The sequence below is a fragment of the Cellulomonas telluris genome, from assembly GCF_004886325.1.
In the GTDB taxonomy this organism is placed as follows: domain Bacteria; phylum Actinomycetota; class Actinomycetes; order Actinomycetales; family Cellulomonadaceae; genus Cellulomonas; species Cellulomonas telluris.
In genome coordinates this window covers 14,665-29,314 of record NZ_QXFN01000002.1, presented here as the reverse complement: position 1 = coordinate 29,314, position 14,650 = coordinate 14,665, and the positions used below count along the sequence as shown (strand labels likewise).

Here is a 14,650-nt window from a genome sequence, read left to right as displayed (position 1 = left end):
GTCAGCCGTCCTCGCGGTCCGGGCTCTCCAGCCGGAAGAAGTTGCTCTGCTTCCCGTCCTTGCGCTCCTCCTGGTAGATGAAGTTCAGGCGCCGCGCGTCGAACGTCTCGAACCACTCGTCCCACGTCACGGGCGTGAGCCGGTCGTCCTGGTCGCCGAAGTCGAGCCGCAGCACGCCGAGGTGGTCGTCGTGCTCGGTGCCCTCGACCGTCGCCGGGCGCCCGCCGCGGTCCTCGGCCCACTGCTTGATGACCTCGTGGCTCGTCGTCACGAGGCTGCGGCCGGCGCGCTCGGGCTCGTCGTCGGGCGACGTGACCTCCTGCGAGTACTTCAGGGACCTCGACGTGTCCGGACCCGTGCGCACGTGCCCGCCGTCCGGGCCGGGGCCGACGTCGTCCGCGTCCTCGCCCCCGCCGCCGGCACCGCCGCCCTCACCCGAGGCCAGGCCCTGCAGCGTCTCGGCGAGCGCCTGCACGAGCTCGTCCTTCTTCATGCCGGAGCTGCCGGAGACCTCGTGCTCCTTCGCGAGCTCGCGCAGCTCGTCGACGCTCTTCCCGCGCAGCTCCGTCTCGCTGACGTCGGGCGTGTCCGGCGTCTGGTTGCCCGGTTCCTCGCTCACGCGCATCTCCTCCCGCTCGGTGCGGGCGGGCGGCGCGACGGCGCCGCCCGCCAGGGTCGTCCCCATGCTCGTCGGGGACCTGCGGGCCCGCACGGCGAGGCCGCAGGTGCCTCAGGCCCCGTCGCCGACGGGCCGGCGTCCCACGACCTCGACGTAGTGCGGGTTCTGCATGATCCCCAGCAGGTTGCCGAAGGGGTCGACGACGACGGCGGTGCGGAAGCCCTCGCCCCGCTCGGTGACCGGCTCGCGCGCCGTGGCGCCGAGGGCGAGGAGCCGCTCGTGCGCGGCCTCGAGGTCGTCCACGTGCCACAGCACGACGGCACCGCCGGGGTCGCCCAGCGCGTGCGGGGGCGCGTAGGCGGCGTCGATCAGCCCGAGCTCGTGCTCGAGGTCGCCGACGCGCCACTCGTGGTACCCGGGCACCCGGTAGTACGGCTCGAGCCCCAGCACCTGCGTGTACCAGGCGGACGCCGCCGCGTGGTCCTCGGCGTAGATCGAGATGGTCGCGACTCCGTGCAGCATGGCTGCTCCCTCCGTCACCGGCCCTGTGCCGTGCTCCCACGCTCCTCCGGGAAGCGGACGGAGCGTGTCCTCCTCCCGGATGAGCCGCGCTGCCGCGCGCCGCGGGAACGAGGCGGGACCGCGCGGTGAACGCTGGCCCGCGCGCGGGCGTCGCACGATGGAACGCCCGCTGACCTGCGTGAACGTTCCCCCAACGCGCCCGCAACGGTCGCGGTCGCGTCCGTTTTGCGGTATCCGCGCTGCCTAGCGTGGTCCGCGGTCCGGCCGAGGTCGGGCCCGGCGCCCCACCCGGGACGCCGCCCCCCGCCGCCCCCGCGGGCACCGCCGGCCGTCGCGCCGCCGCGGGCCGCGCGGGCGTCGCACCGCCCCCTCGTGCCTGGAGACCCATGGCTGCCGTGCTCGCCCCGCCCGGGGCCGACCGCACCGGACCGGACCCCGCCGGACCCCGCCCGCCCGCACCGACCGTCCGCCGTGCCGGCGCCGCCCGTCGCCGCCGCGCGCTCGGGTGGTTCGCGCTGCTGGCCGGCCCCAACGTGGTGCTGCTCGTCCTGTTCGTGTACCGCCCGCTCGTCGAGAGCTTCTACCTGTCCACGATGCAGTGGAACCTCGGCTCCCCGGTCGCGCGGTTCGTCGGCCTCGGCAACTACGTCGAGTGGTTCACCGCCGACTCCACGATCCGCGTCCTCACCACGACCGCGGTCTTCACGCTCGCGACGGTCGGCGGCGCGCTCGCGCTGGGCCTCGGCCTCGCGCTCCTGCTGAACCGGCGCCTGCCCGGCCGCGGCCTGGCCCGCACGGTCGCGTTCGCGCCGTACGTGCTGTCCGGCTACGCGGTCGGCATCCTCTGGCTGTTCATCTTCGACCCCCGCTACGGCCTGATGTCGACCGTGCTCGGGTGGTTCGGCGCGACGTCGCCCCAGTGGTACACGAGCCCGCCGTGGCCGCTCGTCATGGTGGTCGTCGTCTACCTGTGGAAGAACCTCGGGTACGTCGCGCTCATCTACCTGGCCGGCCTGCAGGCCGTGCCGCAGGACCTCAGGGACGCGGCCGCGCTCGACGGCGCCACGCCCGCCCGCACGCTGCGCTCGATCGTGCTGCCGCTGCTCGCGCCGACCACGTTCTTCCTGCTCGTCACGATGCTGCTGGCCTCGCTGCAGTCCTTCGACATCATCAAGGCGATGACGCAGGGCGGGCCCCTCGGCAGCACGACGACGCTGATGTACCAGATCTACCAGGAGGGCTTCGTCAACGGCCGGGCCGGGTACGCGTCCGCCGGCGCGACGATCCTGTTCCTCCTCCTGCTCGCGGTCACCGCGGTCCAGCTGCGCTACGTCGAGCAGAAGGTCCACTACGCATGAGCGTCCAGACGCCCCCTCGCCCGGCCGCCCCGGCGCCGGCCGGCCCGCCGCCGGCCGCACCGCCCGCTCCCGCCGCCCGCCGCGGCCGCTCACCGAAGGCCCTGCTGCTCGACGGCGGTGGCGTCCTGGCGATGGTCGTCGCGGCCGTCGTGCTCGGCATGCCGCTGCTGTGGATGGCGCTGGCCAGCCTCAAGCGGCCCGACGAGCTGTACCAGGTGCCGCTGCAGTGGCTGCCGGAGCGGTTCGACCTCGCCAACTACGCGCAGGCCGCCGACACGATCCCCCTCGGCACCCTGTTCGCGAACAGCGTCGGCCTGACCGTCGCGGGCGCCGGGCTCAAGGTCGTCCTCGGCCTGTGCTGCGCGTACGCGCTCGTCTTCCTCGACGTGCCGTTCCGGCGGACGGTGTTCCTCGTCGTCATCGCGGCGCTGATGATCCCGCCGCAGATCACGATCATCCCCAACTACACGTTCGTCGCGAGCCTCGGCTGGCTCAACACGTACCAGGGCATCCTCGTGCCCGGCCTGGCCAGCGCGTTCGGCACGTTCCTGTTCCGCCAGCACTTCCTCACGCTGCCCGCGTCGGTGCTCGAGGCGGCGCAGCTCGACGGCGCCGGGCACTGGCGGCGGCTGTGGCGGTTCGTCGTGCCGATGTCGCTGCCCACCGTCGCGGCCGTCGGCCTCGTCGCCGTGGTCACCGAGTGGAACGACTACCTGTGGCCGTTCCTCGTCGTCGACAAGCCCGACAAGATGACGCTCCCCGTGGGCCTCACGCTCCTGCAGAACGTCGACGGCATGTCGAACTGGGGCGTGCTGCTGGCCGCCACGGTCGTCGTGACGCTCCCCGTGCTGCTCGTCTTCCTGCTCCTGCAGCGCCGGCTCGTCGCCGGCCTCACCACGGGCGCCGTCACCGGCTGACCCCGCTCGCCGCGCGCACCGCGCCCGGCACCCACCCCCCGCCACCGGACCACCCGGTCCGGTCCCCCGCGCGCGCCGTCCGGCCCGCGCTCAGCACCCCTGCTGCACACCCCCCCGAGGAGACCCCGTGTTCCACCGCACCGCGCGGAACCGTCGTCCGTCCACCCTCGCCCTCGGCGCGCTCGCCGCCGTCGGCGCCCTGGCCCTCACCGCCTGCACGGCCCCCAGCGTCGCGGGTGACGACCCGTCCGCGTCCGGCGAGGCCGCGGCGGACGTCGACTGGTCGCAGGTCGAGCCCGCGTCCGAGATCACCTGGTGGAGCAACCACCCCGGCGCCTCGAAGGCGGTCGAGGAGGAGCTCATCGAACGCTTCGAGGCCGAGCACCCGGAGATCTCGGTCAACCTCGTCACGGCGGGCGCCAACTACGACGAGGTCGCCCAGCGCTTCCAGGCCGCCTCGCAGACGGACGAGCTGCCCGACCTCGTCATCGCCTCCGACGTGTGGTGGTTCCGCTACCACCTGAACGACCAGATCATGCCGCTGGACGACGTGTTCGAGCACCTGGGCTCCGACACCGACGACTTCGTCCCGGCGCTGTACGGCGACTACGAGTACGACGGGCAGCACTGGGCCGCGCCGTACGCCCGCTCGACGCCGCTCTTCTACTACAACAAGGACATGTGGGCGGCCGCCGGCCTGCCCGACCGCGGCCCGGAGACGTGGGAGGAGTTCGCCTCCTGGACGGGTCAGCTCCAGCCGCAGCTGCCCGCCGACTCGGCGCCGCTCGGCATGTCGCTCGGCACCTCGTGGGCCGCCTGGTGGTTCGAGAACATGATCTGGGGCCACGGCGGCCAGTACTCCGACGAGTGGGAGACGACGCTCGACACGCCGGAGGCGCTCGAGGCGGGCGAGTTCCTGCGCGGCCTGTTCCACGGCGACGCGCCGCTCGCGACGGTCTCCGAGGACGCGACGGTCGACTTCTCCTCCGGCACGGTCGCGGCGACGATCGGCTCGACGGGCTCGCTCAAGGGCATCCTCGACGCGGCGACGTTCGAGGTCGGCACGGCGTACCTGCCCGACGGCCCCGACGGCGGCGGCACCCCCACGGGCGGCACCGGCCTGGCCATCCCGTCCTCGCGGACGCCCGAGCAGCAGCTCGCGGCCGCGATGTTCCTCGACTTCCTCACCGGCACCGACCAGACGGCGTACTTCTCGCAGAACACCGGCTACATGCCGGTCCGCACGTCCGCGGTCGAGTCCGACACGATGGAGGCCGTCTACGAGCAGGCGCCGCAGTTCCGCACCGCGGTGGACCAGCTCGCCGACAAGGCACGCTCGCAGGACTGGATCCGCGTGTTCGTGCCCGGCGCCGACGCGATCCTCACCGAGGGCATCGAGCAGATCGTCCTGCGCGGCACCGACCCGGCGGAGGCCTTCGAGGCGATCACCCCGAAGATCGAGACCGCGTACCGCGAGAACGTGGAGCCCTACCTGTGACGCTCGTCGTCGCGCACCGCGGCAACTCGTCCGTCGCGCCGCAGAACACCCTCGCGGCGTTCGAGGCGGCGTGGCGGGCGGGTGCCGGGTCCATCGAGATCGACGTGCAGCGCACGGCCGACGGGCAGGTCGTCGTCATCCACGACGACACGCTCGACGCGACGACGGACGGCACGGGCGCCGTGGGCGCGACCGAGCTGGCCCGCGTGCGGTCCCTCGACGCGGGCGCGTGGTTCGCGCCCGCGTACGCGGGGCAGCGCGTGCCGACGTTCGCCGAGGTCGTCGACCTGCTGCTGCGCCGGCCCGGCATCGACCTGCTGCTCGAGGTCAAGGGGGCGTGGACCGTCGACGAGGTCCGGGCGGTCACCGAGCCGGTGCTCGCCGCCGGTCTCGCCGACCGCGTGGTCGTGCAGAGCTTCTGGCCGGAGACGGTCGCGGCGCTGCGCGACGCGGCGCCGGGCCTGCGCCGCGGCCTGCTGGTGTTCGAGGTCCGCGACGACCTGCTCGACCTGTGCGCCGAGCTCGGCGTCATGACGTGCAACCCGTACGGCGGCCTCGTGGCGGCCGACCCGGGCCTGGTGGACCGGCTGCACGCGGCCGGCCTGCAGGTCATGGTCTGGACGCTCGACGAGCCGGAGCACTGGGCGGCCGCGGTCGCCCTGGGCGTCGACGCGATCATCACCGACCGGCCCGACCGGCTGGCCGGGTGGCTGGCGGCACGCACGCCGGTGGCGGTGGCCTGACCGGCCACGCACCGCACCCGCACGCGACGGCGGCGCGGACCCACCGGGTCCGCGCCGCCGTCGTGTGTCCGCCGCCGGGTGTCAGGGGGCCTGCACGTCGAGCAGAGCCCACACGTGCTTGGTCTCCTCGTCCGCGTACCAGCCGACGTCCTGCGAGAGGCGGCGGGCGATCTGCAGGCCGAACCCGCCCATGCCGACGCCCCGCTGCTCCGCGATCTCCGGGGTCGTCCCCAGCCCGTGGTCGGCCACGTCCAGCAGGAGCTGGTGGTCGCGCCGCAGCAGCGTCACCACCGTCGGCGGGATGCCGTGCACGAGCGCGTTGGTCGCCAGCTCGCTCGCGATGAGGACCATCCGCTCGCCCACCGGGTCGAGCGCGTCCGCGACCCCGCCCGTCGCCTGGGACACCTCGTGCCGCAGGCGGGACAGCTCCGAGGTGGAGTCGAGGGTCCACGTGCGGACCGGCTCGAACCCCTCCGGCGGCCGGGACGTCCGCAGACCGCCGTCCACGTCGGCTGGGCCGTCTGTGCGCTGCTCGCTCACGGGACTCCTCAGGGGTGTGGTGCGTGTGGTCTCACGCGCGCACTCACGTTAGGCGGCGCGGGCCGTCCGCGCGCGGCGAGCAGGGGGGTGTCGGCGTGCCGCCCTGGACGGGTGCCCGGCAGCGTCAGGCGGCGGTCCCGGCGGCCTGCCCCGAGGCCGTCTGCTGGCCCGCCAGCAGCCAGCGCACGGTGCGCGTCGCCTGCCGGCCCGCCCAGTGCGCGGCGCCCTCGCGGACCCCGCGCACGGGGCGCAGCCCGAGCCCGTCGACCGCCCACGCCGGCAGGCTCGCGACGGCGGCGCCGGCGAGCGCGCCGTACCCGACCCGCAGCACCGGCGGCACGGGCGGCTCGCGCAGCAGGAAGTGCGCGGCGTCGAGCGCGGCCGGCGTGGCGCGCAGCACCGGCCGGTACCCCTCGAGGGCGGCCTCGAGGCCGGCGACGGTCTCGGGCAGGTCGACGGCGCCGAGGGCCCGGCCGACGCGCGCGGCCTGCGCGACGTACTCGTCGGCGCGCGCGGGCGTCAGCGGTCGCACCCCGTAGCGGCGGTGCGCGTCGAGGAACGACTCGATCTCGGCGACGTGCACCCAGCGCAGCAGGTCGGGGTCGTCGGCGGCGTACGGCGTGCCGTCGTCGGTGACGCCGCGGATGCGCGCGTGGATCGACCGGACCGCGTCGACGGCCGCCTGCGCGTCGTCGGCCGTGCCGAACACCGTGACGGCGAGGAACGTGCTGGTGCGCGACAGCCGCCCCCAGGGGTCCGCGCGGTAGCCGGAGTGGTCGGCCACGGCGGCCATCGCGGCGGGGTGCAGCGACTGCAGCAGCAGCGAGCGCAGGCCGCCGACGAACATCGACGCGTCGCCGTGCACCTCCCGGATCGCGGCGTCGGGCGCGAACCACCGCGGGCCGGGACGGTGGTGGATGCGGTGCCGGCTGCGCTCCCCGTGCGGGCCGGCGACGCGCAGGAACAGCGCCGTGCCGGCGCGGGCGCGCCACCGGCGCACCGGGTCGGTGACGCTCATGGGGTCCCACGCTGCGGGACGGGACCTGAGGACGGGCTGAGGGGCACGCCCGCGGGGTTGCCCGTCCCCCCGTCCCGCGGGCGGGAAGAGGGTACGCCGGGCCGCGGTTGCCACCGGTATGCGAGCCATCACCTACTCCCGCTACGGCGGCCCCGACGTCCTCGAGCTCACCGAGCAGCCCACCCCCAAGGTCGGGCCCGACAGCGTGCTCGTGCGCGTGCGCGCCGCGTCGGTCAACCCGGTGGACTGGAAGCTGCGCGCCGGGTACCTCGACCAGGTCATGGACGTGACGTTCCCCGTCGTGCCCGGCTGGGACGTCGCCGGCGTCGTCGAGCGGGTCGGCCTCGACACCCCCGAGCTGCAGGTCGGCGACGAGGTCTACGGGTACGTGCGCAAGGACTGGGTGCAGGGCGGCACGTTCGCCGAGCTGGTCGCCGCCCCCGTGCGCACGCTGGCCCGCAAGCCGGCGTCGCTGTCGTTCGAGGAGGCGGCCGCGGTGCCGCTGGCGGGCCTGACGGCGTACCAGAGCATCGAGCGCGCGGGCGTGCGCGCGGGGCAGACCGTGCTCGTGCACGCGGCGGCCGGCGGGGTCGGGCAGTTCGCGGTCCAGATCGCGGCCGCGCGGGGCGCCCGGGTCATCGGGACCGCGTCGGAGCGGAACCACGACCACCTGCGCTCGCTCGGTGCGGAGCCGGTCGTCTACGGCGACGGCCTCGCCGACCGCGTGCGTGCGCTCGCCCCGCAGGGCGTGGACGTCGTCCTCGACTACGGCTCCGACGACCTGGTGCCGACCACGCGCGCCGTCCTCGCCGAGGGCGGCACGGTCGCGTCGATCGTCGACGCCGCGGCGCGGGACGAGCTGGGCGGGCACTACGTGTGGGTCCGGCCCAGCACCGCCGACCTGGACGCGCTGAGCGCGCTCGCGGACGCCGGGCAGCTGCGCGTCGACGTGGCGGAGGTGTTCGACCTCGCGGACGCCGCCGCCGCGCACGAGGCGAGCGCGGGCGGGCACGTGCGCGGCAAGGTCGTCGTCCGGGTCTGACGCGCGGACCCGGACGTCGACGGGCGGCGGTGCAGGTCCGCGCCGCCGCCCGTGGTGCGTCCGTCCGGCGGGATCAGCCGCCGCAGCAGCCGTCGGCGCATCCCTGCGCCGGGCCGGCCGCCGCCTCCCGGCGCAGCCCCGCGGGGGCGCAGCACGCGTCCCCGCGCCACGCCTCGACGCCCTCCCGGACGGCGACGGCGGCGATGACGAGGGCGGCCAGCGGGTCGGCCCACGTCCACCCCGGGCCGGCGCTGAGCACCAGGCCGACCAGCAGGACCGCGGACAGCCACGCGCACAGCAGCGTCTGACGGGAGTCGGCGACCGCGGAGGCCGAACCGAGCTCGCGGCCGGTGCGCCGCTCGGACCACGACAGGAACGGCATCACCGCCAGGCTCAGCGCCGCGAGCACGATGCCCACCGGGGACGCGTCGGCCTCGCCGCCGCCGAGCAGCGACCGCAGCGCGTCGACGCCGACGAGCACCGCCAGGCCCCAGAACGACACGGCGATGAGGCGCATGGCGGCCCGCTCGCGCCGCTCGGGGTCCGGCGCGGCGAACTGCCACGCGACGGCCGCGGCGGACAGCACCTCGACGACCGAGTCGAGGCCGAAGCCGATCAACGCGCTCGACGACGCGGCGCGGCCCGCGGTGATCGCGACGACCGCCTCGACGACGTTCCAGGTGATGGTCGCCGCCACGACGAGGCGCACGCGCCGCTCGAGGACGGCGCGCCGGGCGGCGGGCAGGGACGGGCGCGGCAGGGGCAGCGTGGTCATGCGCAGGTGCACCCCTCACCGGAGCAGCAGGCCGGGTCGACGGCCAGGACGAGGCGCAGCAGGTCGCCGAGCGCGGGCGCGAGGAGCGGGTCGGCGAGCCGGTACCAGGTGCGCCGGCCGTCGGGGACGGCCTCGACGAGCCCGCAGCCGCGCAGGCACGCGAGGTGGTTCGACATGGCCTGGCGCGAGACGCCGAGCGCCTCGGCGAGGTCCGACGGGTAGGCCGGCGCCTCGCGCAGCACGAGCAGGACGCGTGCGCGGGTCTCGTCCGACAGCGCGTGCCCGAGCCGCGCGAGCGCGGCGGTGTGCGTGAGCGTCACGGTCTCCACGGCGTGACGGTACAGCGAAACGTGTACTGACGGCCAGGCCGGGCCTCCGCGCCGGACCTGCGGCAGCATGGCGCGGGTGACCGCCCCCACCCCCGGGCGTCCCGCGCCGGACGTCCGCGTCGTCCCCCTGACCGCCGAGCACTGGCCCGGCGTGCGCGAGGTGTACGCGCTCGGCATCGCGACCGGCGAGGCCACGCTCGAGCCCGAGCCGCCGGACTGGGACCGGTTCGACGCGGCCAAGCTGCCCGAGCACCGGTTCGTCGCGCTCGACGACGACGGACGCGTCCTCGGGTGGGTGGCCGTCGCTCCCACGTCCGAGCGCGCCGTGTACGCCGGCGTGGTGGAGGTGTCCGTGTACGTGCACCCCGACGCGCACGGACGCGGCGTCGGGCGGTCGCTGCTGGCGGCGCTGCTCGACTCGACCGACCGGGGCGGCGTGTGGACCGTGCAGGCCGGCGTCTTCCCCGAGAACGCCGCGAGCCTCGCCCTGCACACGGGCGCCGGCTTCCGTGTCGTCGGGCGCCGCGAGCGGCTCGGGCGCATGTCCCACGGCCCGCGCGCCGGGACGTGGCGGGACGTGCTGCTGCTCGAGCGCCGCCGCGCCGACGACCCGGACTGACGCCCCGCGCTGCGTGGCCGGCCTGGTCGCGACGACGACCGCCGGCGTGCCGCCGTCGACGGGCGCGGCCACGATGGACGCGTGAGCGAGCCCCTCGCCCCCGCGCCCGCCCGGCCCACGCACGCGCCCGGCCGCGACCCGGCCGCGCGCTGGCGCCTCCTCGCGGTCGCCGGCCTCGCGGTGCTCGTCGCGTCGTACGCCGGCCTCGTGCTCACGACGACCGGGCAGGCGCTCGAGAACGCCGCGCTGCGCGGGGCCGACCAGCTCGACGCCCGCAGCGTCGCCGAGGCGGACGACGGCCTGCACACCATCACGCTCGTGAGCCTCGGCGTCGCGTGCGCGGTGGTCGCGCTCGTCGGGCTGCTGCGCCGGTCGTGGCCGCTCGCGGCGGCCGCGGTCGGCACCGTCGTCGCCGGGCAGGTGGTCACCCAGGGCCTCAAGCGGTACGTCCTGCCCCGGCCGGCGCTCGTCGAGGCGTCTGCCGACTACACCGGCAACAGCTTCCCGAGCGGGCACACGACGATCGCGCTCACCGTCCTCGCGGCGGCCCTGCTCGTCGCGACGTGGCGCGCCCGGGGCGTCGTGCTGCTCGTCGTCGCGCCGTGGGCCGTCGGGATCGCCGGCTACACGCTGGCCGCGAAGTGGCACCGGCTGAGCGACACGCTCGGCGCCGCGGGCGTCACGCTCGTGGTCGCGTCGCTCGCGGCGCTGTGGCTGCACCGGCGCGGCCTCGTGCGCACCGTCGACGGGCCCGCGCGCCGCGCTCGGGTCGTCCTCGTCGCCGTGCCGCTCGCGGCGGTGCTCGTCGTGTCCGGCGGGCTCGGGGCCTTCCTGCTCGCGGCCGCGCCGGCCCTGCTCGACCGGTCCGCGGAGTCCGACTGGGTGGCGTTCCTCGCGCTGCAGAGCATCGCCGCCGCCGGCTCCGCGGCGACCGTGCTCGCGCTGTGGTGGGGCTGGCACCGGCTGGAGGTCGTCCCCCGGCCGGGGGCGGACGCGGAACCAGCGGGCTGAGCCGCCCGGCCCGGCCGCGCGACCGTCAGCCGGCGCGCACCGCCGCCACCACCGCGCGCGCCTCGGTGCCCACCGCCGCCAGCACGTCCTCGTCCGGCACCCGGCCGTCGCGCGCCGCCCGCTCGACCGACCGCAGCAGGTCCACGAGGCGCAGGGCGCCCACCGCGCTGCAGCCGCCGAGCCAGCGGTGCGCCACCGACGCCACCTGGGCCGCGTCGCCCGCGCGCGCCGCCTCGCCGAGCGCAGCGGCGCCCCGCTCGCACTCGCCGAGGAACGTCGCCAGCAGCGGCTCGTCCGAGCCCGCGTCGACCTCGCGAGCCAGCGCGAGCAGGCGCGCGTCGACCGCGGGACGCGCCTCCGCGGGCCGCACCGGCGCGACCGCGCGGTCCGGCCCGGCACCGCCGCCGCGCACGGCCCGCAGGAGCGCGTCCTGCAGGTCCTGCGAGCGGAACGGCTTGCCGAGGAACCCGTCCATGCCCGCCGCCGCGCTCGCCCGCTGGTCCTGCACCGTCGAGCTCGCCGTGAGCGCGAGGATGACCGGCTGGTGCGCGTCCGCGCCCCGCGCCCGGATCGCGCGGGCCGCGTCGAGCCCGTCGAGCACCGGCATGTGGATGTCCATGAGCACCGCGTCGAAACGCTCCTGCTCGGTCAGGGCCACCGCCTGCGCACCGTCCGCCGCCGTCTCGACCTCGTGCCCCAGCCGTGCGAGCAGGCGCTGCGCCATCCGCCGGTTCACCGGGTCGTCCTCGGCGACGAGCACGCGCAGGCGCAGGGAGTCCGGCGCGGGCCCGGCGGCCGGGGACGACGCCGGTGCGGGCACCGGGGCGGTCGGGGCGCCCGTGAGTGCGCGCGTCACGACGCGACGCAGCTCGGCGGCCCGCACCGGCTTGGTGAGCACCGCGGCGAACGGTGCCCGCTCGCGCGCCGCGAGCACCTCGCCCAGGCTGCTGAGCAGCACGAGGGGCACCTGCGCCCACCCGGGGTGCGCGCGCAGCCGCGCGGCCGCGTCGGCGCCGCTCGCACCGGGCAGCCGCATGTCGAGCACCACGAGGTCGGGCGCCGCCGTGGTGCCGAGCGCGTCCAGCAGGTCCTCCGCCGCGCGGTACGTGTCGCACGTGACGCCCCAGCGCCCGAGCTGCGCCACCAGGATCCGCCGGTTCGTGTCGTCGTCCTCCACGACCAGCGCACGCCGCCCCCGCAGGGCGGCCGCACCGGGGGCGGCGGGCGTCGGCGCGGGCACCTCGGGCAGCACGACCGAGAACGCGAACGTCGAGCCGCGTCCCACCTGCGACTCGGCGGTCAGCTCCCCGCCCATCCGCGCGACGACCGCGTGGCTGATCGCCAGCCCCAGCCCCGTCCCGCCGTACCGGCGGGTCGTGGAGGCGTCCACCTGGCTGAACGTGCGGAACAACCGGTCCATGCGGTCGGCGGGGATGCCGATGCCCTCGTCCACGACCGCGAACCGCAGGGCACCGGGCCGCGCGGCGTCGGGCGCCACCCGCACGAGCACGTCCCCGGCCTGCGTGAACTTCACCGCGTTGCCGACCAGGTTCACCAGCACCTGCCGCAGCCGCGTCACGTCACCGCGCACCCACGCCGGGCACGCCGGGTCGACGTCGACGACGAGCGCGACCTCCTGCGTCTCGGCCTGGTGCGCGAGGAGGCTCACCGAGTCGTCCACGGCGGCCGTCAGGTCGAACGGGTGGTCCTCGAGCACGAGGTTGCCCGACTCGATCTTCGACAGGTCGAGGACGTTGTTGATGAGGTCGAGCAGCAGGTTGCCCGAGCGGCGCACCGTGTCCGCGTACTCGCGCTGCTCGGCGTCCAGGTCGGTCGCGAGCAGCAGGTCCGTCATGCCGATCACCGCGTTCATGGGCGTGCGGATCTCGTGGCTCATGTTCGCCACGAACGCGCTCTTCTCCGCGGACGCCGCCATGGACGCCTCGTGCGCCCGGACCAGCTCCCGGTTCAGCGCCCGCTCCTTGCGGCCCAGCCGCTCGGCCGCACGCAGCGCCAGGACGAGCCGCCCGGTCCCGGCCGCGAGCGTGGCGGTCGCGGCCGCCGCGGCGAGCGTCGGCACCGGCACGACCAGCGTCAGCGCGTCGACGCCGAGGGCGGCGACGAGGAAGACCATCGGCACCCCGAGCCGCGGCAGGCGGCGCACCGTGCCGGCGGCGGGCGGCCACGACAGCCACACGCCGCCGGCGACGACGAGCAGGCCGCCCGCGGCGAGCAGGGCCGCGGGGTCGCCCGGCGGCGCCTCGGTCTGCTCCGACGGCCCGAGGATCGACGACGTCGCGACGAGCGCGAACCCGGCGACGAGCGTCCACCACGACCGCGAGGGCCAGGCCGCGAGCGCGATGAGGGCGCCGACGTACGCGGACAGCACGAGCAGCGGCCCCACCAGGTGCACGAGCGCCAGCCACGGCGTCGCCCTGCCCTCCGCGCTGGGCACGAGCACGAGCGCCCCGACCGCGAACAGCCCGCACGCCGCGATCGCCGTGTCCAGCCACACGACGGGCCGCCGCACCACCAGCCGCGTCGAGACCACCACGACCACGGAGGCGACCGCGAGCGCGTAGTACCCGATGGGCAGCGCGACCGCGGCCAGCGCGGCGACCCCCTCGGTGGGGGCGTCCGCGCCGAGGTCCGCGGCGACCTCCCCCGCCGGGTGCAGCAGCAGCGCCGCGGCCATGAGCGCCCACGCCCGTCGCTCGGTGCGCACCGTCGCGGCGCGGGTCAGCACGAGCAGCGCCGCGAGCACCTCGACCGCCAGGTGCACCGCGACGACGACCGGCCGTCCGTCGTCCCCGCGGACCGACACGGTCACGGCGGCGAGCACGAGCGCGACGGCCCCGGCGGCGAACGCCACCCGTACGGGGACCGGCACCGGGGGCCGCGGGACCGCCGGGGTCGGCTCGGTCGTCGTCACCTGCCCCCCTGCTGCGCCTCGTGCCGGGCGGGGCCCGGTCCCCCTCAGCGTCGGCCGCCGGTGCACGGACGGCAAACGGAGACGGTCCGGACGGGCCCCACGTGCCCCGAACGGAGCAGCGCGCCGTGCACCACCCGGCGAGCGCGGCGGACACCGGACGAGCGCACCGGACACCGGACGAGCGCACCGGACACGACGGGCGCGCTCGTCGGACCGGCGGTGCGCTCGCCGCGGGCGCCGCCGCGGGGCCGGACATGCGAGAGGCGCGGCACCCGGTGGGTGCCGCGCCTCGCGTCCTGCGCGCCCGGAGGGACTCGAACCCCCAACCTTCTGATCCGTAGTCAGATGCTCTATCCGTTGAGCTACGGGCGCGTGGCCCTTGCGGGCCGCAGAGAACATTACAGGTCCGGGCCGCTGGCCCCAAACCGGATCCGCCGGTTCGGGGCAGGGTGCGACGGACGTCACGCCCCGTCCCCCTCCCGGGCGCGCTCGTCCCCGAAAGCACGAGAGCCCGGACCGTGGCGGTCCGGGCTCTCGTCCGGTGCGGGACCGGGACGGCGGAGACGGTGGGATTTGAACCCACGGAAGGGTTGACCCCTTCACGGCCTTAGCAGGGCCGCGCACTAGACCTGGCTATGCGACGTCTCCAAGACGAGCACAGGCTACCCGGCGCTCGTCCCGGCGCCAAAGCGCCCGCGCGCCGACCGTCCCGCGGGGGCCGCGCCGC

The 14,650-nt window shown here is 76.2% G+C and carries 14 protein-coding genes and 2 tRNA genes; 7 read left to right on the top strand and 9 right to left on the bottom strand.

Translation table 11 applies throughout. The features are described from left to right. Nucleotide 1: 1 nt before the first annotated feature. Together FB586_RS05475 and FB586_RS05470 are read right to left on the bottom strand one after the other, a co-directional pair. Nucleotides 2-685: a Rho termination factor N-terminal domain-containing protein gene (locus tag FB586_RS05475; RefSeq protein ID WP_246036536.1), complete on the bottom strand. Its 684-nt coding sequence runs from the start codon at nt 683-685 to the stop codon at nt 2-4. A gap of 45 nt (nt 686-730) precedes the next feature. After that, nucleotides 731-1,141, bottom strand: coding sequence for a VOC family protein (locus tag FB586_RS05470; RefSeq protein ID WP_136518347.1), 411 nt, complete (start codon nt 1,139-1,141; stop codon nt 731-733). A 386-nt stretch (nt 1,142-1,527) separates the two neighbouring features. Here FB586_RS05470 and FB586_RS05465 point away from each other — a divergent pair, with 386 nt between their 5' ends. The 4 genes from FB586_RS05465 (at nt 1,528) to FB586_RS05450 (ending at nt 5,657) form a co-directional block, all read left to right on the top strand. Further along, entirely contained in the window at nt 1,528-2,499 is a 972-nt protein-coding gene (locus FB586_RS05465) for a carbohydrate ABC transporter permease (RefSeq protein WP_136518346.1), read from the top strand. Next, nucleotides 2,496-3,416, top strand: a complete 921-nt coding sequence (locus FB586_RS05460) for a carbohydrate ABC transporter permease (protein WP_136518345.1) — start codon at nt 2,496-2,498, stop codon at nt 3,414-3,416. Before FB586_RS05465 ends, FB586_RS05460 begins: the two co-directional genes overlap by 4 nt. A 127-nt stretch (nt 3,417-3,543) precedes the next feature. Continuing rightward, nucleotides 3,544-4,914 (top strand): ABC transporter substrate-binding protein, encoded by a 1,371-nt coding sequence (locus FB586_RS05455; protein ID WP_136518344.1) that lies wholly within the window; start codon nt 3,544-3,546, stop codon nt 4,912-4,914. Continuing rightward, nucleotides 4,911-5,657 (top strand): glycerophosphodiester phosphodiesterase, encoded by a 747-nt coding sequence (locus tag FB586_RS05450; RefSeq protein WP_136518343.1) that lies wholly within the window; start codon nt 4,911-4,913, stop codon nt 5,655-5,657. Before FB586_RS05455 ends, FB586_RS05450 begins: the two co-directional genes overlap by 4 nt. An 81-nt stretch (nt 5,658-5,738) precedes the next feature. Here FB586_RS05450 and FB586_RS05445 read toward each other — a convergent pair whose 3' ends face one another. Next, nucleotides 5,739-6,197, bottom strand: a complete 459-nt coding sequence (locus FB586_RS05445; RefSeq protein WP_222928299.1) for an ATP-binding protein — start codon at nt 6,195-6,197, stop codon at nt 5,739-5,741. 124 nt (nt 6,198-6,321) lie between these two features. After that, the gene (locus FB586_RS05440; protein ID WP_136518342.1) at nt 6,322-7,215 is read right to left on the bottom strand and encodes an oxygenase MpaB family protein; all 894 of its coding nucleotides are present in this window, start codon (nt 7,213-7,215) and stop codon (nt 6,322-6,324) included. A gap of 118 nt (nt 7,216-7,333) precedes the next feature. Between FB586_RS05440 and FB586_RS05435 the strand changes: the two genes are divergently transcribed. Further along, a complete protein-coding gene (locus tag FB586_RS05435; protein ID WP_136518341.1) occupies nt 7,334-8,257 on the top strand; it encodes an NADP-dependent oxidoreductase in 924 nt (307 codons plus the stop codon). A 73-nt stretch (nt 8,258-8,330) separates the two neighbouring features. On the opposite strand, the gene FB586_RS05430 is transcribed toward FB586_RS05435, so the two are convergent. Continuing rightward, complete coding sequence (locus FB586_RS05430) at nt 8,331-9,032, bottom strand: cation efflux transmembrane domain-containing protein (protein WP_136518340.1); 702 nt, start codon at nt 9,030-9,032, stop codon at nt 8,331-8,333. Beyond that, nucleotides 9,029-9,361: an ArsR/SmtB family transcription factor gene (locus FB586_RS05425; protein WP_246036534.1), complete on the bottom strand. Its 333-nt coding sequence runs from the start codon at nt 9,359-9,361 to the stop codon at nt 9,029-9,031. Before FB586_RS05425 ends, FB586_RS05430 begins: the two co-directional genes overlap by 4 nt. Before the next feature lie 76 nt (nt 9,362-9,437). On the opposite strand from FB586_RS05425, the gene FB586_RS05420 reads away from it, so the two are divergent. Together FB586_RS05420 and FB586_RS05415 are read left to right on the top strand one after the other, a co-directional pair. Further along, a complete protein-coding gene (locus FB586_RS05420; RefSeq protein ID WP_246036532.1) occupies nt 9,438-9,980 on the top strand; it encodes a GNAT family N-acetyltransferase in 543 nt (180 codons plus the stop codon). Between the two features lie 81 nt (nt 9,981-10,061). Continuing rightward, on the top strand, nt 10,062-10,991 hold the full coding sequence (locus FB586_RS05415) for a phosphatase PAP2 family protein (RefSeq protein ID WP_136518337.1): 930 nt from the start codon (nt 10,062-10,064) through the stop codon (nt 10,989-10,991). Between the two features lie 25 nt (nt 10,992-11,016). Here FB586_RS05415 and FB586_RS05410 read toward each other — a convergent pair whose 3' ends face one another. The 3 genes from FB586_RS05410 to FB586_RS05400 all read right to left on the bottom strand — a co-directional run bounded on the left by FB586_RS05410 (nt 11,017) and on the right by FB586_RS05400 (nt 14,571). Beyond that, a complete protein-coding gene (locus FB586_RS05410; protein WP_136518336.1) occupies nt 11,017-13,923 on the bottom strand; it encodes a hybrid sensor histidine kinase/response regulator in 2,907 nt (968 codons plus the stop codon). A 299-nt stretch (nt 13,924-14,222) separates the two neighbouring features. Beyond that, nucleotides 14,223-14,295 (bottom strand) — tRNA-Arg (locus tag FB586_RS05405). A gap of 186 nt (nt 14,296-14,481) precedes the next feature. Then, nucleotides 14,482-14,571 (bottom strand) — tRNA-Ser (locus FB586_RS05400). Nucleotides 14,572-14,650: the final 79 nt, after the last annotated feature.

Bases quoted from the DNA above. Each gene is read 5' to 3' on its own strand.
- FB586_RS05430 (WP_136518340.1), bottom strand. From the start codon at position 9,032: ATGACCACGCTGCCCCTGCCGCGCCCGTCCCTGCCCGCCGCCCGGCGC.
- FB586_RS05435 (WP_136518341.1), top strand. From the start codon at position 7,334: ATGCGAGCCATCACCTACTCCCGCTACGGCGGCCCCGACGTCCTCGAG.
- FB586_RS05475 (WP_246036536.1), bottom strand. From the start codon at position 685: ATGGGGACGACCCTGGCGGGCGGCGCCGTCGCGCCGCCCGCCCGCACC.
- FB586_RS05440 (WP_136518342.1), bottom strand. From the start codon at position 7,215: ATGAGCGTCACCGACCCGGTGCGCCGGTGGCGCGCCCGCGCCGGCACG.
- FB586_RS05465 (WP_136518346.1), top strand. From the start codon at position 1,528: ATGGCTGCCGTGCTCGCCCCGCCCGGGGCCGACCGCACCGGACCGGAC.
- FB586_RS05460 (WP_136518345.1), top strand. From the start codon at position 2,496: ATGAGCGTCCAGACGCCCCCTCGCCCGGCCGCCCCGGCGCCGGCCGGC.
- FB586_RS05470 (WP_136518347.1), bottom strand. From the start codon at position 1,141: ATGCTGCACGGAGTCGCGACCATCTCGATCTACGCCGAGGACCACGCG.